General features: G+C 63.6%; 10 protein-coding genes. 3 read left to right on the top strand and 7 right to left on the bottom strand.

Annotated elements, in window-relative coordinates:
- Positions 1–34: 34 nt before the first annotated feature.
- The 6 genes from ABS761_RS05745 to tssF all read right to left on the bottom strand — a co-directional run bounded on the left by ABS761_RS05745 (position 35) and on the right by tssF (position 10,039).
- On the bottom strand, positions 35–2,473 hold the full coding sequence (locus ABS761_RS05745) for a DUF2169 family type VI secretion system accessory protein (protein ID WP_350407161.1): 2,439 nt from the start codon (positions 2,471–2,473) through the stop codon (positions 35–37).
- A 31-nt stretch (positions 2,474–2,504) separates the two neighbouring features.
- Positions 2,505–3,878 carry a hypothetical protein gene (locus ABS761_RS05740; protein ID WP_350407160.1) on the bottom strand — a complete coding sequence of 458 codons (1,374 nt, stop codon included), beginning with the start codon at positions 3,876–3,878 and terminating at the stop codon, positions 2,505–2,507.
- 57 nt (positions 3,879–3,935) lie between these two features.
- The gene (locus tag ABS761_RS05735) at positions 3,936–5,573 is read right to left on the bottom strand and encodes a type VI secretion system Vgr family protein (RefSeq protein ID WP_350407159.1); all 1,638 of its coding nucleotides are present in this window, start codon (positions 5,571–5,573) and stop codon (positions 3,936–3,938) included.
- Between the two features lie 116 nt (positions 5,574–5,689).
- A complete protein-coding gene (locus ABS761_RS05730; protein ID WP_350407158.1) occupies positions 5,690–7,051 on the bottom strand; it encodes a hypothetical protein in 1,362 nt (453 codons plus the stop codon).
- Between the two features lie 313 nt (positions 7,052–7,364).
- Positions 7,365–8,312 (bottom strand): type VI secretion system baseplate subunit TssG, encoded by a 948-nt coding sequence (gene tssG, locus ABS761_RS05725; protein WP_350407157.1) that lies wholly within the window; start codon positions 8,310–8,312, stop codon positions 7,365–7,367.
- Positions 8,309–10,039, bottom strand: coding sequence for a type VI secretion system baseplate subunit TssF (tssF, locus tag ABS761_RS05720; protein ID WP_350407156.1), 1,731 nt, complete (start codon positions 10,037–10,039; stop codon positions 8,309–8,311). The genes tssG and tssF overlap by 4 nt, the downstream gene beginning before the upstream one ends.
- 132 nt (positions 10,040–10,171) lie before the next feature.
- On the opposite strand from tssF, the gene tssE reads away from it, so the two are divergent.
- Positions 10,172–10,609 (top strand): type VI secretion system baseplate subunit TssE, encoded by a 438-nt coding sequence (gene tssE / locus ABS761_RS05715; protein WP_350407155.1) that lies wholly within the window; start codon positions 10,172–10,174, stop codon positions 10,607–10,609.
- Between the two features lie 112 nt (positions 10,610–10,721).
- Here tssE and ABS761_RS05710 read toward each other — a convergent pair whose 3' ends face one another.
- The gene (locus tag ABS761_RS05710) at positions 10,722–13,019 is read right to left on the bottom strand and encodes an NADP-dependent malic enzyme (protein WP_502881388.1); all 2,298 of its coding nucleotides are present in this window, start codon (positions 13,017–13,019) and stop codon (positions 10,722–10,724) included.
- A gap of 307 nt (positions 13,020–13,326) precedes the next feature.
- On the opposite strand from ABS761_RS05710, the gene ABS761_RS05705 reads away from it, so the two are divergent.
- Positions 13,327–16,206 carry a 2-oxoglutarate dehydrogenase E1 component gene (locus tag ABS761_RS05705; protein WP_350407154.1) on the top strand — a complete coding sequence of 960 codons (2,880 nt, stop codon included), beginning with the start codon at positions 13,327–13,329 and terminating at the stop codon, positions 16,204–16,206.
- A 49-nt stretch (positions 16,207–16,255) separates the two neighbouring features.
- Positions 16,256–17,464 carry a 2-oxoglutarate dehydrogenase complex dihydrolipoyllysine-residue succinyltransferase gene (gene odhB / locus ABS761_RS05700; RefSeq protein ID WP_350407153.1) on the top strand — a complete coding sequence of 403 codons (1,209 nt, stop codon included), beginning with the start codon at positions 16,256–16,258 and terminating at the stop codon, positions 17,462–17,464.
- Positions 17,465–17,550 lie beyond the last annotated feature (86 nt).

Raw genomic sequence — 17,550 nt, 5'->3', positions numbered from 1 at the left:
GGCAGGTCCGTGGGTGGGCTACGGTCGATCGGTCTCAGGCATCGGCACGAATCTTGAGTATCGTGCCGTCCAGGTTAGCCCCTGTGAGCCTGGTGTGGTCCAGCGTCGTATCCATGAATGTCGCACTGTACAGATTGCTGTCCTCGAGCCGGCAGTGGCTGAGATCGGCATGAATGAATGAGGCTTCCATCAGGTTCGAGCGCTCGAGCCTGGCGTGGCTGAGGTCGGCGCGGTCGAAGGTGGTCCTGCGCAGGTCGGCGTTCGCGATGCGCGTGCTGCGCAGGTCCGTATCCGACAGATCGGCATTCAGGGCCTTGAGTCCGTCCATTTGCGCGCCTTCCAGTGAGGCGCCGATCCAGCTCGCATCATCCAGAACCGCGTTGCTCAGGTTGGCTCCCCGCCATTGCGAGCCTGGAGTCGACTGACTGTTGCGCAGATCGCAGCGCGTCAGTGACGCATCATTCAGGTCGGTTTGGGTAAAGTTGGCGGACACGCAGGACGCATCGTCCAGAACGGCGCGCCGCAGTCGCGCGCCGGTAAAGTTTGCCTGATCCAGGCTGGCGCGCGTCAGGTCGATGCCTTCGAGGTTGGCATGCGAAAAATCGGCGCCGTCGGCCTGGATCTGCGGGGCTCGAACGCGGTTGAGCCACGCATAGGAAAGGCTTGCCTTGTTCAAGCTGATGCCCGATAGGTCGGTGCCGGCGAAATTGGCGCCGGTGCAGTCGCTGCTGTCCAGGATCGCCCCTTGCAGGATGGCACCCGAAAAACTGGTGTGATCCAGTGTTGCCTGTACGAGGCGGCAGCCAGCGAGGTTGGCCGCGTCCAGCCGGGCGCCTTGCAGGTTGGCCTCTTGCAGGTTGGCCCCTTGCAATTGAGCCCCTGCAAAGTTGGCCCCCACCAGCAGGGCGCCGGAAAAGTCCATGCCGGCCAGGTTCAGGCCCGCGAGATTCGCCTGGCTGAGGTCGAGTTGGCTGCAGGATTGACCGTTGTTCGCGCGGTTGAGCACGATCTGGCGGTGCCGGGCGGCGAGGGCTTCGTCGCGCAGCGCGTCGCTGCGGGATTCGAAGGGTGCCATGGGAGCGTCGGGTGCCTGCGGCGCCGTGGCGACGGGCGGCGGCAGTACCGACTCGAGGGACGGCATGGGTGCTACGGTTGGGGCAGTGTCCGAGCCCTCGATGGCGTGCAGCAATTGCTCGATTTCGTTGAAAAATCCGGTCAGGCTGCCGCTGCGCTGCGCGATGGTCTGAGCGAACTTCCGGGTATGGGGGTTGTCCGAGAGCTCGCGCATGAGGGCGGCTTCATCGACCCCCCTGTTGGCGAGCATTTGCTGGAACAGTTCCTTTTGCGCGCTGATTTTCTGCAGCAGTTCGTGGTTGTCCAGATTGGCGTTGGCCTTTTCGACCTCGAGCGGATCTGGGATGTCCTTGAACAACTCGGGCGACATGGCCCGCAGGCAGCGGCCGATATAGTATTCAAGCGGATTTTCGGGGTCATCAGGGGATTCGAATTCGGCCAGGAACCCATTGACGTCGCGGGCATCGGGCGTGTGGATTGGGACCAGGGCGCGATAGATCGCCAAGCCCATGCGTTCGCCGGGCAGCAGCCAGACGGTGTCGGTGTTGACCTTCAGTTCGACGAAACGCGCTTCGCCATCGGGCTGGGTCTGGTGGACGAAGAATCGGGGCCGCAACTGGGGCACGCGGCCGCCCAGGTCGGGAAAATCGGGGTGCATATTGCGCGCCAGGACGGGCTCGCCTCCCCTCCAGAATCCCTGGAGCCACTGATCCTCGGGCGCGGTCATGAACGATTGTGGATCGCTGTCCAGCGGCAGGTGTGGCCAGCGGTCCTCCAGCCACTGCGGCCCGTGGGACCCCAGATGGCGCGCGCGCTGGGGCGCCGTAATGGGCAGCGGCCCGAAGCCGGCGGGTTCGGGCCGCTCACCATGGGCTGCGATCAGCGTGTGCGGGGATTCGAGATTGGGCAGCTCGGCGCCGTCCCGGGTATCGAGTCCCTTGCCCGCCGAGTTGAAGGCATGATCCTCGCCGCCGAAGGCCTGGGCCAGTGACAAGGGCATGGCATCGAAGGGCAGGGGCGCCGAAATCCGCCCCATCGGGCCGTAGCGCCGCTCGCCGAATACCGCCACCTGCTTGGTGAGGTTTCCCGCCGAGATGCTGGCGGATACCGGTTGTTCGCGATGGCCCCGGGGCGGATGGCAGGTGCCCGCCGCAAGCAGCTCGCCGCGGGGTTTGGGCCACCCTTCGTCCAGCAGGCCATCCTTGCCCAAGACTTGAGCCACCCGATTCCAGAGGCCGTCCAGCGCGGGTGCTGGTCCCCCCTCGGGGGGATAGAGCGGGAACGGCAGAATGACGCCGAAGACGAGCGCTGTTTGGTCCGGGGCGGGGCTGTAGATCCGCCGCATGAGCTCGGCGCCCTCGGGGGTGAAGGTTTGCAAGGACGGGAAAGCGGGGTTCACAGGGGGTTTCCTGGCTGCAAAAGACAATCGTTCATGCTTGTGGGTCGTCGGGGATCACGCTTGCGCTGATGATGGCCGCTTGTGACAAATCCACGGATTCATCCTCGAGCTTGAGTTTCTTTTGCTTGGTCTTCAATTTCATGCCCTCGGATTTTCGGGTTGTTCTGGTCTTGCTCAGGTGTTTTTTGATCTTGGCCAGGTCGCTGGCGCCGAGGGTCGAACTGCTGCCTCTGGGGGTCATGATCGTCAGTGCGCCGGCGCCCAGGTTGATGCCGCTGGGGTCGATCTTGATCTCGGTGCCGCCCAACTCCAACGTGACCTTATTGTCCTCTATGCGGAGCGTGCCGGAGCCTTGCGAAAGCTGGCTCGAGTTCTTGGTCAAGAACAGGGAGGATTGGTCGGTCGCGAGGTAGCAGCCCGTGTCACTATCCACGAAAAATCCGGTGGTGTTATCCGCCTGAATGGCGGCGCCGGACGCGTCCATGCGCAGGTAGCACTCGGTATCGCCGCCTTGATCGTCAATGATGGTCAGATCGTGTTTGCTCGCCTTATGGGTGGCGTTGCCCTTGAGGGTGAGCGCCATGTCCGTGGCCCAGGCCTCAATATCGCCTTTTGCATTGAGCTTCAGCCGCGCACCCGCGACGGGACCCGCATCGGGTTTCTTCTTGAAGCCGATGGTGGCGGTCCCGGCTTTTCTGTACTCTAGGTCGGCCTCCGCGGTGCTGAGTTCGATCCCGGTTTTGTTCATGGCGACGCCGGCCGAACTGCGTCCGGTTGAATCGCGGGTGCCCAGGAAGACGGAGCCTGTCGCGGCGCTTTGCATCGAAAGAAGGCCCACCGGTGTATCGGTCTTGCAATACCGATTGAATCGTTTGTTCAGGATTCCCAGCATGACGGCCAGGCCGGTGAGGATCGTTGCGATCGAGGCCACGTAGCCAAAGACGTCCTTGCTGCTGTGCGGGTTGGCCTTGTCCGCATTTTGCGTTTCATCGACCTTGAAGATCAGGGCCGCGCTCGACAGGGCGACCATGCTTGCGGTCTGGATATCGACCAGCAACCAGGCCGCTGAACGCGCCTTTTCGATCAGGAGTTTTTGTGCCTGGCTCGAGCCGACGCTGGCAAAGTGGTGGTCCGAGTAATGGAATCCGCCTTCCGCCCCGACCCGCAGGGTGGAGGCCTTGGTGATTTCGAATGCGGTCCCTTTTTTGGCGTCGAAGCTCGCACCCCGAAAAAACGCGCTCTTGGTGCCGATCGTGAAATCGTTGGTCATGCCCAGGAAGGTGCTGGTCTTGACCCCGTAGGTGAGCGTGTAGTTCGAGGCGGCGACAACCTCGGTCTTGCCCTGGCCGATCCACGTCTTGTACTTGCCGCCCGTGAAAAAGCCCATGCCTTTGTCTTCTGCCATTGTCCAGTCCAGGTGAGGTTCAATCCAGGGATGTTGTGGTGCGTTGGGCGCCTTGCGTCATAGCACGGACTGCAGGACGTCGGCCGGGTTGCTGGTGGATTGATTCTTATCCGACGCATCCTGTGCCGCCGGGAAGGCGCCAATGTATATCAGGGACTTTTGGGCGGGAGAGTAGAAGCTGATCAATTGTTTATCTTTTGTATCCACCATAACGAGGGAATTCCCGCCCGCCGTGCGAATGCCGTTGTTAGTGGCATTGGAACTGTCGACGATGCTTTGCGTCTCGGAATTGGGGACGGCGCCCAGGATGACCGGCTGGTCCGGATCGCCCTGATTGAAGGCCAGCAGGACCTCGGTACCCTTGAGCAGCGGAAAGTGCATGCCCTCGGATTTCCCGGCGTAGGGCGTAGCCATGCGTAGCCACGACGATCCTTTGTTGATGGGTTTGTCCGAGTAGTCGTACAGCAGTTGGACCTTATATTGGCCATATTCGTTGAGCTCGGCCACTGCGCCGTCGCCCTCGGAGTCGATCAAGGCGCTGAGGACCCCGTCGATGGAGGGGCGCGGCGTCAGCCGTTGGGAGCGGTACTGCAGGCTTGAGTCGATGGCCTGGAATGCGCAGTGGTAGGTCGAGCCTTGTTCATCCTCGTTGTAGGCGGTGTTCTGTCCGGCGAGCACGACGCCGGCCTGGGACCCGCGATGGGTGACTTCTGTGACGAGGTAGCGGGTGTTGCAGTTGCTGCGGAAATGGCTGTCGATCTCGATGAAAAAACCGCTGCGCACGCCGATCGCCGGGGTTTCGCCGTGGAACACGGTGCCTTGCGCGCCAAGTTCCTCGGCGCGGATTCTAGACAGGCGCCGGGCATCGTTCTCGGTGCGCAGGTTCTGGCCATAGAGCATGTATTCGCTTTGCGCGCCGTTGCGGATCTGGGCCTCGGCCTTGAGGTTGTCGCCCAGCTTGGCCAAGCGGTAGTTGAAGTCCTGGACCAGCGTCTTGCCTGGCAGGTGTGTCTTGCGGCAGGTGAACGCGGTGACGCAGCTGTCCTGGCGGTCGGTCTGGATATTTTCGGGCGGGGTGTAGCGCAATTGGAGGGTGTCGGTGGGCTGGGCTTCCTTGTAGTCCAGGATGGTGAGCACCTCGCCGGAGTGGCTGCTGGCGTGATCGAAGTAGTAGTACAGGCCCTCTTGTTCCATCCAGCGCGAGACGAAGTCCAGGTCGCTTTCCTGGTACTGGCAGGTGAAGCTGCGGGCTCGGTAGTCCGCGGGTTCCTTCAGCAACAGCTTGACGTCCGGACCCTTGAGATCATTGCGCTCGAGCAAGGTCCGGATGATCTGGGGAATGGTTTGTTCGTCGAGGTAGACCTCGTTCAAGCGGTTGAGGCCGGCGCGCCAGAGCCGGGGGACGAGCGTGGCGCGATAAAAATAATAATTGTCGACGCCACCCAGCTGTTCGAATTGCGCGAGCATGCCGCGGTAGGGCGTGGAAGCCGATTGGTCGCGTGACCGGAGGGTAAGGGACGCCGTCGACTTGAGAGCCGCATCGAGATCGATGTCGGGATCGTCACTGACCAGGGTGATGTCGAACTCGAACAGGCGCGAGATCGCCTCGCGGCCCTCGAAGCGGATCACCCGCAGCTTTGAATCGGACCCGTCCAGTTCGAAGGTGAAGATCAGATCCTTATCGTTGATCGCCATATGGATGTCTTCCTGTCGCTGTCTCAGGGCCAAGCTTAACACCAAGCAATATTGAGGTGTATGACGCGCGGCGGCGGGCGCCCGCTCGTGCCGGGCACCCATCACGCGAAGGCGCGCTATATCTTGCCGCGCGGACGGAGGGTGATCAGTGTCTCGTTCACTGTCCGCACGGCCTTGCTCAGGGCCTGGAGCTTTGCATTGTGCACGGTCAGTCGGGTGGCATGGGCTCTTTGGAGCGCCTCTTGCTCGGCGGACCGCATCTTGAGGTTGACGAGGTCGACCGACGTGATGGGGCCGCCCGGCGCCATGATCGAGATCGCGCCACCGCCCAGGTTGATGCCGGTGGCGTCGATGGTCAGCTTGGTATTGCCGAATGCGAGTGTGACAGCCCCCGCGCCGCACTCCAGATTATTGCCGTCCCGGCCAATCGTGGCTTTTGCCGAGCTCAGGCCCACGAACGAGTCTCCGGCGACGGCGTTGACCCCGATTCCGGAACTGACGTACAGGGCGGTATCCGCCTTGGCTTGGATGAACGTTCCGCTGTCGTCCGTGCGCAGGTAGCTGGGCTTGTCGGCTCCAGTCCCATCCGTGACCTGCAGCACGTGGGTCGGCGCCTTTTGGGTGGCGGATTCGGTCAGTGTGCTCGTCAGGCTCTTGCCCCAGGCCTGGAGGGTGCCGTCCGTATTCAGTTGCAGGCGGGCGCCCGCCACATTCTGCTCGCCCGGTTTATCCTGGAAGCCGATGATGGACGAGCTGTGCGGGGACGGTTTCCGGTATCGCAGGTCCGCGTTTGCGGTGCTCAGCTCGATACCGGTGGCATCGAGGGTGACGCCTGCGGAGGTGGCGCCCGCTGCAGGTCGGGATCCCAGGAACACCGCCGAGGTGGAATCCATGGAGAGCACGCCCGATGGATCGCTGGTCTCGCTCAGATCCATGAGGCGGCCCGCCGCGATCGTCAGCATGGCGCCGACGTTGGTGGCGATCGTGAGTATCGAACTCAGGTGTGCCATTGGGAACTTGCTGTCGGGCAGGTACAGGTGCTCGTCCTTGGGGTCCTTCACCTTTTGAGCGACCGCAGCGATCGAGTACGAGATCATCAGGGCTGACTGCAGGCCGATCAGGACCCAGGCCGCGGTCGAGAGGATTTTAATGGCGGCGCGTTGGCCGGCACTGGCGCCGACGTTGGCGGCATAGGAATCGAGGTAGTGAACGCCGCCGTCCTTGGCGAACTCGAGCGCTCCGTCCTTCTTGAACTCGAAGGCATAGCCGACGTTGGCCTCGAGTTTGGCGCCGATGGATATTTCGGTTTTGGCGGCCAGCGAGAATTCCGTGCTCATCCCCAGGGAAACCTCGGTTTTCACCCCATAGGTCAGCGCGAATTCCGAATTGGCGGCGATTTTGGTCTCGCCATCGCCGTACCAGGAGAATTTATGCCCTTCGGTGGATTCAGCGACGCCTTCGTGTGCAGGTTCTGTCATGATGAGTCCAGGAAGCTCGCCCACCTGGACCGCTTAAGGGGATCCGGAGTGGGAAATGGGGATCGCGATAGGAGGGAATCGCGCTTTGGGTGTCGCGAGGCCGACGCCGGCTGATGGGCGTCAGAGGCCGGAGGGTGGCTGGAGAGGTGCGATGGGGCGGGTTTCTGGAGGGGGCCAGGGGATGAGGAAGGCGTGCTTGCTGGAGGTCACCATGTCGGTCTCCTGTCGCTGCTTTTGACGAAAGATTACATCAAGACACAATCATCCGATATGTTTTTGCGGGGGATTTTTAATTAAAAAATGATTCTTTGGTTTACAAAATGAATCTCAGCCGGCCCTGATGCTTGGTGTCATGCCAGACGAGCCAGCTATCGCGGCCCAAGGCGGTCCAGCGCCCGGCGCCAAGCAGCAGCGGTCGCGCCACGCCGGTCTTCAGGCCGATGTCGAGCTGGACGTGCAGGGGGTCGAGCAGGTAGTAGCGCACGAGAAAACGCAATTTCTCGAATTCCTCGCCGCCCGGCAGCAGCTTCAGGAACAGGCCGCTGTCGACCTCGGTGATGCGCAGGGTCAGGTTGCCGCTGCGGCATTTGACGGAAACCCCGAGGTGGGCCTCCTCGCCCAGGGTGCAGGCCTGGGTGCCCAGCGCCAGGCGCTGGTCCGCCGGGATGGGCTGCCAGCGCTCGTCTTGCTGGATGATGTCCACGTGGGTGCCCGGGTACAGGGCCGCGACGATGGTCTGCAGGCCCATGGCCGAGCGCGGATACTGGCTGAACAGGCCGGCAAAGCGCAGCAGGTGAGAGACGCCGGGGCGGTCGAGGTAGCGCAGCGGCCGGCTGATGCCGACGAAGGTGTGGAAGATCTCGAGCAGCCGATGGTCGTCGAATTCCTTGATGCGGATGTGCGCCCGCGATTTCAGCCATGCCCGGAAGAACAGCGGGTAGATGGTCTGGCTGATGATGTCCAGGAAATCGCGATTGCTGTGGTGCCCGTCGTGCAGCTCGTCGAGCAGGTCCTCGGTATAGAAGTTGGGCAGCGGCGAGGTGACCCCGTACAGGCCCAGGAAATTGGCGGTCAGGCGGTATTCGCCCGTGCCGACCTCCTGCACTGAGCTGAGGTCGGTGCCGGGGAAGTCCAGGCTGAGGTTGGGCCGTACCTTGATGGCGGGGTTTTCGGCCCCTTCGCGCCGGGCGAGCAGCCGCAGCAGGCGATAGGCCTGCGAAAACGAGAAGCGCTCGCCGTTGGCGAGCAGCCGGGGCTTCATAGCACCGGCTTGCGTCCCATGCGCATCGGCCATTTGAACGTGGTCCCCGTGTTCTTGTCGTGGATTTCGAAACGCGTATAGGAATTGATCCCCGCGTAGCAGGCGAGGAAGCGGTCCAGGACGCAGCCCCATAGATACATCGCCCCCGGACTGGGCCAGTTTTTTTCCTCGCAGGCGAGTACGACGTGCTGACCCTGCATCATGGTGCCGCGCACCAGGCGCATCTCGCGGGTGATGGCCAGATCGAGCAGCCCGTCGATCTGGCGTTCGTTGGCACTGCGCACGCCGCTGTCGTATGAACAGGTCGAGTTGTACAGCCGCAGGATGGCGCGCAGGGTTTCGGCGCTGGAGAGCGACAGCAGGTTGAGCGTGGTGTGGCTGATGACATCCCACAGCAGTTTCTCGCCGTGCGGCGGATCGATGGCGGCGGTGACGGGCGTGATGTTGCGGAACTCGAAGCGCTCGGGCGAGGAACTGGTGGCGCGCGAGACGTCGCCGAGCTTGAGGGCCTCGGGCAGGGTGCGGTTGGTGCAGGTGAGCCGTAGCGACAGGGTTTCGTTGGTGGGCTCTTGGTCGGGCTCGTAGACGACCGACAGGTAGGTGTCGATGGTGCCGCCCACCATCGCTGGCCGCATCGAAGTCCGGTAGCTGGCCTGGGCCTCCTGGCGCGAATGGGTCAGCAGCGAAAAGGGCACGTAGCGCTTGGGTTCGGCGCCGCCTTGCACGTAGCCGCTGACCGCGTCGATGGAATAGATCTGGTAGTGCCGGCGCTGCGAGCCGTGCGGCAGGATCAGGTACTCGGACATCTCGTGGTCGAGGTTGATGGGCTCGGCCTCGACGGGAAAGAGGTTGACCGCCGGCGTGACGTTCAAGGCGAAATTGCGCGCCGTGACCTCCGGCATGGTGTAGGCGTTCTTGTGGAAAATAATTTCGATGCGAAAACGGTTGCCCCGCAGGAGGCTGCGGCCCTTGTGCAGGTCGGTGAATTCGACGAACAGGAATTTTTGCGGCAGGAACAGGAGCTCCTGCATCCAGCTGAAGGCCGGAAAGGCGTTGTCGGGATAGGGCAGCAGCGATTCGTCGAAACCGGGCACGGACAGGCTGGGCGAGAGCGGGGCGCTATGCCCGGTCTGGTCGAGCGCGCGCACGCTCTTGACCTGGCTGCCCAGCAGCATGAACAGGTTGGCCGCGTCGGCGTGTTCGCCGGCGAGAAACAGGCGCAGGCGCTTGGGCAGCACGAGCCCCTGGGCATCCTCGGGTGCCTGGAACTGCAGACGCAGGGCGTGCGTGCCGTCGGACAGGCGCTCGCTGGAGGCGGTCTCGAGGGTGATCGGATGGATGTCGAGCGCGGCCGTGGTCCGGAACCGGCACGAGACGCCCTCGACGGGGACCGAGCCGATCTCGGTGCCTTCGGCAATCGTGGCCGCCTCGGCGAGCTGCGTCTTGGGTGTGAAGGCGATCATGGTCGACGCGGGCAGCGGACGCAAGAATTGCGGCACGAGGATGCTGGCGAGCTCTTGGACGATCTCGGGGAACTCGTCGTCGAGTTTTTGGCGCGTCAGACCGTTGAGGAAGGCCACCCCCTCGAGCAGACGCTCGACGTCGGGGTCGGTCGATACCGAGCCGAGCATGGGGGCGACAGCCGGGTTGGCTTGCGCGAATTCCAGCGAATTGGCGCGCAGGCGGGCGAGTTCGGTGGCGTAGAACCTGTTGAAGCTGGTGGCCATGGCCTATTCAGTGAGGGAGTCTTGCGCGAGGACGGCGCCCCATACTGCATGATCCGGTTTCCCGATGTCAAGGGACGTGCGTGCGGGGTGCTATGATTTCCCACGCCATTCTTTCAACGGAAGTCCGACGGCATGAGCAACATTCGCCTGTTTGAGCGCTTGACGATGCTGGAGGATCCCGGCCGCGCGGCCGGGATGCCACAGGATCGCCTGTTGCGCGATTCCGTGGCGCGCCACCTCGAGCAGATGCTGAACACCCGCGCGGGGTCGGTGCCGATCGACCACGAATACGGCATGCCGGACATGAGCAACATCGCCGGCTCGTTTGCCCTGGGGACGACCGAGTCCCTGTCCGAGGCGATCATTCGCCAGGTGGCCCGCTACGAGCACCGTCTCAGGAACGCCCGCATCACCGTCGAGCAGGAGCAGCGCGACGTCATCACGCTGCGGTTCGAGCTGCGGGGGCTGCTGGAGTCCGAGCACTCCGATGCCCCCAGCCAGGCATTCGCCATGACCTTGCGCGTGAATTCCGCCGGCCGGATATTCGTCGAGCCCAGGGCACTGGGCTAGCGTCCTGTTCGGATTAACCGGGCAGGACGCTCAATGAGGTCTCTTGCGTAGATATATTCTGCGGGGAACGACGCGCCGGCCCCTGGCCGGCGCGTCGTTCCCCGCAGGTGGCTTACACGGTGTATTCGCCCGCCTCCTGCTGGGCATCCACCACGGCCAGAGCCGTCATATTGACGATCCGGCGCACTGTCGAACTCGTGGTCAGGATGTGCACCGGGCGCGCGGCGCCCAGCAACACCGGACCCATCGCCACGCCGTTGCTGCCGGTCATCTTGAGCATGTTGTAGGTGATGTTGCCGGTGTCCAGGTTTGGCGTGATCAGCAGGTTGGCCGAGCCAGCCAGCGTGGTGTCCGGGAAGGCCTTGGTGCGGATTTTTTCGGACAGGGCCGAGTCCGCGTGCATTTCACCATCGACCTCCAGATCGGGCGCGCGCTCTTGGATGATGCGCCGAGCCTGCGCCATCTTGAGCGACGAGGCGGTGGGCCGGCTGCCAAAGTTCGAGTGCGAGAGCAGCGCGATCTTGGGGACGATTCCGAAGCGGCGCACCTCTCCGGCGGCCTGGATCGTCATGTCGGCGATTTGCTCGGCGGTGGGGTCCTCGTTGACGTGCGTGTCGCAGATGAACAGGGTCTGGGTCGGCAGCATCAGGACGTTCATGGCGGCATAGGTCTGCGCCCCGGGCTTCAGGCCGATGACCTCTTGCACATAGCGCAGCTGGTTGTCGAAGCGGCTGGCCACCCCGCAGATCATCGCGTCCGCGTCGCCGCGCTGCAGCAGCATCACGCCGATCAGGGAGTTGTGCTTGCGTACCATGGCCTTGGCGATATCGGGTGTCACGCCGTCGCGGCCGCGCAGCTTGTAATAGGCGCTCCAGGTTTCGTTGAAGCGCGAGTCGTCCTCGGGGTCGACAATCTCGATATTGCTGTCCTGCGCCAGGCGCAGGCCGAATTTCTTGATGCGCATCTGGATGACCGCCGGGCGGCCGATCAGGATCGGCTTGGCGACGCCCTCGTCCAGTACCGTCTGCGCGGCCTGCAGGACGCGCTCGTCCTCGCCGTCGGCGTAGATGACGCGCTTGGGCGAGGACCTGGCCTGGTGGTACAGGGGGCGCATCAGTTGGCCCGAGTGGTAGACGAAACTCATGAGCGACTGGCGGTAGGCGTCCAGGTCCCCGATGGGACGCTGGGCCACCCCCGAGGCCGCGGCGGCCTCGGCGACCGCCGGCGCGATCTTGGCGATCAGGCGCGGGTCGAAGGGCTTGGGGATGATGTACTCGGGCCCGAAGGACAGGTCTTGGTCGGCGTAGGCGCTGGCGACCTCGGCGCTGGATTCGGCTTCGGCCAGCTCGGCGATCGCCTTGACGCAGGCGAGCTTCATGTCCTCGTTGATGACCGTCGCGCCGCAGTCCATCGCGCCGCGGAAGATGAACGGAAAACACAGGACGTTGTTGACCTGGTTCGGATAGTCCGAGCGACCGGTGGCGATGACGCAATCGGGGCGGGCCGCCTTGGCGTCCTCGGGCCGGATTTCCGGGTCGGGGTTGGCCAGCGCCAGGATCAGTGGGCGCTCGGCCATGGTCTTGAGCATGTCGGGCGTCAGCACCCCGGGCGCCGAGCAGCCGAGGAACACGTCGGCGTCGCGGCAGACGTCGGCCAGGGTGCGGGCGTCGGTGCGCTGGGCATAGCGCGCTTTGTTGACCTCCATTTTTTCGTCGCGGCCATCCCAGATCACCCCTCGCGAATCGACCACGAAGATGTTTTCCTGGCGTATGCCGAGCTTGACCAGCAGGTCGAGGCAGGCGATCGCCGCGGCGCCCGCGCCCGAGCAGACGAGCTTGACGTCGCCGATCTGCTTGCCCACGACCTTGAGGCCATTGAGAATGGCGGCTGACGAGATGATGGCGGTGCCGTGCTGGTCATCGTGGAAGACTGGGATCTTCATGCGCTCGCGCAGCTTTCTTTCGATGTAGAAGCACTCGGGCGCCTTGATGTCCTCGAGATTGACCCCGCCCAGGGTGGGTTCGAGCGCAGCGATGATGTCCACGAGCTTGTCGGGATCATGTTCGGCGAGTTCGATGTCGAAGACATCGATGCCGGCGAATTTCTTGAACAGGCAACCCTTGCCTTCCATGACCGGCTTGGCCGCCAGCGGGCCGATGTTGCCCAGGCCCAGCACGGCGGTGCCGTTGGTCACCACGCCCACCAGATTGGCGCGCGAGGTGTACTTGGCCGCCGCGTCCTCGCCCTGGGCGTGGATGGCCATGCAGGCGACCGCCACGCCGGGAGAGTAGGCGAGGGAGAGATCGTCCTGGTTGGCCAGGGGTTTGGTCGGCATCACGGAGATCTTGCCCGGGTGTGGGTGCGCGTGATAGTCGAGTGCCATTTTTGCTCGATCGTCGTTCAGGTCCATGTCTTAGCGAGCTCCTGCCTTTTCCCTTGGTTTGTAGTGTGCGCGGTGACCCGAGGAGGGTCGGCTCGCGCCGGGTGTTTGTTAATGCCAACGCCGATGCGGTTGGAATGGGTGTCAAAGTAGCCGTTTCGGGCCGATCAGTGTATACCCCGAGAGGTTCACGGGTATACTTGGACGCTAATACGGCTTATGCAAGGCGTCGTACGTTGCCTTCTGCCCCGCTATCCGCTATCCGGTCTGGCCGTGTCGCGGAAGGTTTTCCAATCCTGCATCGTTCGAGTGAAGCACTCGTAAGGTGAAGCATACAATGTCCACGGAACAAGAACTCCAGTCTAATTCCTATCTTTTCGGCGCCAATGCCCCCTACGTAGAGGAACTCTACGAGTCCTACCTAGACAACCCGGGTTCCATTCCCGATCAGTGGCGCAATTACTTCGACCAGCTCCAGCACCAACCCGCCGCCGACGGCCGCGAGGCCACCCGCGATCAAGCTCATGCGCCGATCGTCGCGTCGTTCGCCCAGCGGGCCCGTGAAAACAGCTTCACCGTGCGCCCGGCGCAGGCCTCCGACCAGGCCCTGGCGATCGCCGGCAAGCAGGTCTACGTCCAGTCCATCATCGCCGCGTATCGTTCGCTGGGCGCGCGCCTGGCCGAGCTCGATCCACTCAAGCGCCGCGACCGCCCCGAGATCCCCGAGCTGGATCCGGCGTTCTACGGCTTGACCGAGGCCGATCTGGACCAGGTCTATTCCGCCACCAACACCTATTTCACCAAGGCCGATACGATGACCCTGCGGGACATCCTCAAGGCCTTGCGCGATACCTATTGCCGCAACATCGGCGCCGAATTCATGTACATCTCGGACCCGGCGGTCAAGCGCTGGATCCAGGAACGGCTGGAATCCACGCTGGGCGTGCCCGAGTACACCGTCGAGCAAAAGCGCAACATCCTGCGCCAGGTGACCGAGGCCGAGGGTCTGGAACGCTTCCTGCACACCAAGTATGTGGGCCAGAAGCGCTTTTCCCTTGAGGGCGGCGAGAGCTTCATCGCCTCCATGGACGAGGTGATCAATCACGCGGGCGACAACGGCGTCCAGGAGATCGTGGTCGGCATGGCCCACCGCGGCCGCCTGAACATGCTGGTCAATGTCATGGGCAAGATGCCCGGCGACCTGTTCGCCGAATTCGAAGGCAAGCACAGTCAGGCCCTGAGCGACGGCGACGTCAAGTACCACAATGGCTTCTCCAGCGATCTGTCGACGCGGGGCGGCCCGGTCCACTTGTCGCTGGCCTTCAATCCCTCGCACCTCGAGATCGTCAACCCGGTGGTCGAGGGCAGCGTGCGCGCCCGCCAGGATCGCCGGGGCGACGACGAGGGCCTGCAGGTTCTGCCCGTGCTGGTGCATGGCGATGCGGCCTTTGCCGGCCAGGGCGTGGTGATGGAAACCCTGAACCTCGCCCAGACCCGCGGCTACGGCACCGGCGGCACCCTGCATATCGTCATCAATAACCAGATCGGCTTCACGACCTCGGATCCGCGCGATACGCGCTCGACGCTGTACTGCACCGACGTGGTCAAGATGATCGAGGCCCCTGTGTTCCACGTCAACGGCGACGATCCCGAGGCCGTGGTGTTCGTGACCCAGCTCGCCCTGGACTACCGTCAGCAATTCCAACACGATGTTGTGGTCGACATCGTGTGTTTCCGCAAGCTTGGCCACAACGAGCAGGATACGCCCTCGCTGACCCAACCCCTGATGTACAAGAGTATCGGCAAGCACCCTGGCACGCGCAAGCTCTACGCCGACCGCCTGGTGGCGCAAGGCATCCTGGCCGAGGCCGAGCCCGACCAGATGGTCAAGGACTATCGTCAGCTCATGGAGGACGGCCAGCGCACGGTCGAACCCGTGCTGACCGACTACAAGAACAAATACTCCACCGACTGGTCGCCGTTCCTGAGCGCCAAGTGGACCGACCATGCCGACACGGGCATTCCGTTGGCGGAACTGACACGCATCGGTGAAACGCTCACCCAGGTGCCGGATGGCTTCACCGTGCACCCGCTGGTCAAAAAACTCCTCGGCGACCGCCTGGCCATGGCGCGTGGCGAGCATCCCGTGGACTGGGGCATGGGCGAGCACCTGGCCTTTGCGACCCTGGTGGCCAACGGCTATGCCATCCGCATTACCGGGCAGGACTCGGGGCGGGGCACCTTTACCCACCGCCATGCGGTGCTGCATGACCAAAAGCGCGAACGCTGGGACGACGGCACGTATGTGCCCCTGCAGAACGTCTCCGACGGCCAGGCGACCTTCACGATCATCGACTCGGTGCTCTCCGAGGCGGCGGTCCTGGGCTTCGAGTACGGCTATGCCACCGCCGAGCCCAACGTGCTGACCATCTGGGAGGCGCAGTTCGGCGACTTCGCCAACGGCGCGCAGGTCGTGATCGACCAGTTCATCAGCTCGGGCGAGGCCAAGTGGGGCCGTCAATGCGGCCTGACGCTGATGCTGCCGCACGGCTACGAGGGGCAGGGCCCCGAGCACTCCTCGGCCCGCGTCGAGCGCTTTCTGCAGTTGTGCGCGGACAACAATATGCAGGTGGTGCAGCCGACCAACGGCGCCCAGATCTACCACGTGCTGCGCCGCCAGATGATCCGTCCGTTCCGCAAGCCGCTGGTGATCTTGACGCCCAAGTCCCTGCTGCGCCACAAGGATGCCACCTCGCCTCTCGAGGATCTGGCCCAGGGCGGGTTCAAGCCGGTGATCGGCGAGGCCGACGAGAGCATCGCCGCCGCCGAGGTCAAGCGCGTGCTGGTGTGCTCGGGCAGGGTCTATTACGATCTGGTGCATGCCCGCGCCGATCAGGGCCGCAAGGACGTCGCCATTCTGCGCATCGAGCAGCTCTACCCCTTTGCGCACAAGTCCTTCCAGGCCGAGCTGCAAAAGTACGGCAATGCCGTCGAGATCGTGTGGGTGCAGGACGAGCCGCAGAACCAGGGCCCCTGGTTCTACGTCCAGCACCATCTCTACGAAAACATGACCGATGGGCAAAAGCTCGGCTACGCTGGCCGCCAGGCGTCGGCCTCGCCGGCGGTGGGCTATCTGGCCAAGCACCAGGAGCAGCAGCGCAATCTGATCGAGCAGGCCTTCTCGCCCAAGCTGAAAAGCTTCACGCTCATCAAATAAGACCGATCACCGATACGCGAACATTCATAGATAGAACGGGAAACACATTATGGCCATTATCGAAGTCCTCGTGCCGCAGCTTTCGGAGTCGATTTCCGAGGCGACGCTGCTCAATTGGAAGAAGCAACCCGGCGAGGCCGTTGAGGCGGACGAAATTCTCATCGAGGTGGAAACCGATAAAGTCGTGCTCGAAGTCCCCGCGCCGTCCTCCGGCGTGTTGACGGAAATCGTCAAGGGCGACGCCAGCACCGTCGTGTCCGGCGAGGTGCTGGCGCGCATCGACACCGCCGCCAAGGCCGCGCCCGCGCCGACAGCCGCCGCACAGGCGCCCGCCGCCCCTGCGGCCCAGGCCGCCGAGGAGGCCGGGCCGGCCAAGTCCGCCGTGGCCTCGCCCGCGGCAAACAAGATCCTGTCGGAAAAAGGCATTGATCCGGCGACCGTCGAAGGCACGGGCCGCGGGGGGCGCGTCACCAAAGGCGACGCGATCCAGGCGACCGCCGCAAGCGCGTCGCCCGCCGCTGCCCCGGTCTCCGCGCCGCCCTCGCTGGGCCTCGATGGCCGTCCCGAACAGCGTGTCCCCATGAGCCGCCTGCGCGCGCGCGTGGCCGAGCGCCTGCTGCAGTCCCAGTCCGAAAATGCCATCCTGACCACGTTCAACGAGGTCAATATGCAGGCCATCATCAACCTGCGCAAGCAATACAAAGACCAATTCGAGAAAGAGCACGGCGTCAAGCTCGGCTTTACCTCCTTCTTTGTCAAGGCGGCGGTCGCGGCCCTCAAGCGTTATCCCGTCGTCAACGCCTCGGTCGATGGCAAGGACATCATCTATCACGGTTATTTCGACATCGGCATTGCGGTCGGCAGCCCGCGCGGCCTGGTGGTGCCCATCCTGCGCAATGCCGACCAGCTCTCGATCGCCGAGATCGAAAAGCAGATCGCCGATTTCGGCCGCCGCGCCCAGGACGGCAAGCTCAGCCTGGACGAACTCACCGGCGGAACCTTCTCGATCTCGAATGGCGGTGTGTTCGGCTCGATGCTTTCGACGCCGATCATCAATCCGCCGCAATCGGCCATCCTGGGGATTCATGCCACCAAAGAGCGTCCGGTGGCGGAAAACGGCCAGGTCGTGATTCGCCCGATGAACTATCTCGCCTTGTCCTACGACCACCGCATCATCGACGGCCGCGAAGCCGTTCTCGCCCTGGTGGCCATGAAAGAAGCCCTCGAGGACCCGCAGCGCCTGCTGCTCGGCGTCTGAGTCCGCTTCCCCACGGCGTGCGCCGGCCTTTTGGCCGGGACGCCGTGGGCGCGTCCTCCGGGCGTGCCCACGGCCTCGACCCGGTG

This window comes from Castellaniella sp. GW247-6E4 (assembly GCF_040276065.1).
GTDB lineage: Bacteria > Pseudomonadota > Gammaproteobacteria > Burkholderiales > Burkholderiaceae_B > Castellaniella.
This window is presented reverse-complemented; position numbering and strand designations above follow the sequence as displayed.

Bases quoted from the DNA above. Each gene is read 5' to 3' on its own strand.
- ABS761_RS05740 (WP_350407160.1), bottom strand. From the start codon at position 3,878: ATGGCAGAAGACAAAGGCATGGGCTTTTTCACGGGCGGCAAGTACAAG.
- ABS761_RS05735 (WP_350407159.1), bottom strand. From the start codon at position 5,573: ATGGCGATCAACGATAAGGATCTGATCTTCACCTTCGAACTGGACGGG.
- ABS761_RS05730 (WP_350407158.1), bottom strand. From the start codon at position 7,051: ATGACAGAACCTGCACACGAAGGCGTCGCTGAATCCACCGAAGGGCAT.
- tssG (WP_350407157.1), bottom strand. From the start codon at position 8,312: ATGAAGCCCCGGCTGCTCGCCAACGGCGAGCGCTTCTCGTTTTCGCAG.
- tssF (WP_350407156.1), bottom strand. From the start codon at position 10,039: ATGGCCACCAGCTTCAACAGGTTCTACGCCACCGAACTCGCCCGCCTG.
- tssE (WP_350407155.1), top strand. From the start codon at position 10,172: ATGAGCAACATTCGCCTGTTTGAGCGCTTGACGATGCTGGAGGATCCC.
- ABS761_RS05710 (WP_502881388.1), bottom strand. From the start codon at position 13,019: ATGGACCTGAACGACGATCGAGCAAAAATGGCACTCGACTATCACGCG.
- ABS761_RS05705 (WP_350407154.1), top strand. From the start codon at position 13,327: ATGTCCACGGAACAAGAACTCCAGTCTAATTCCTATCTTTTCGGCGCC.
- odhB (WP_350407153.1), top strand. From the start codon at position 16,256: ATGGCCATTATCGAAGTCCTCGTGCCGCAGCTTTCGGAGTCGATTTCC.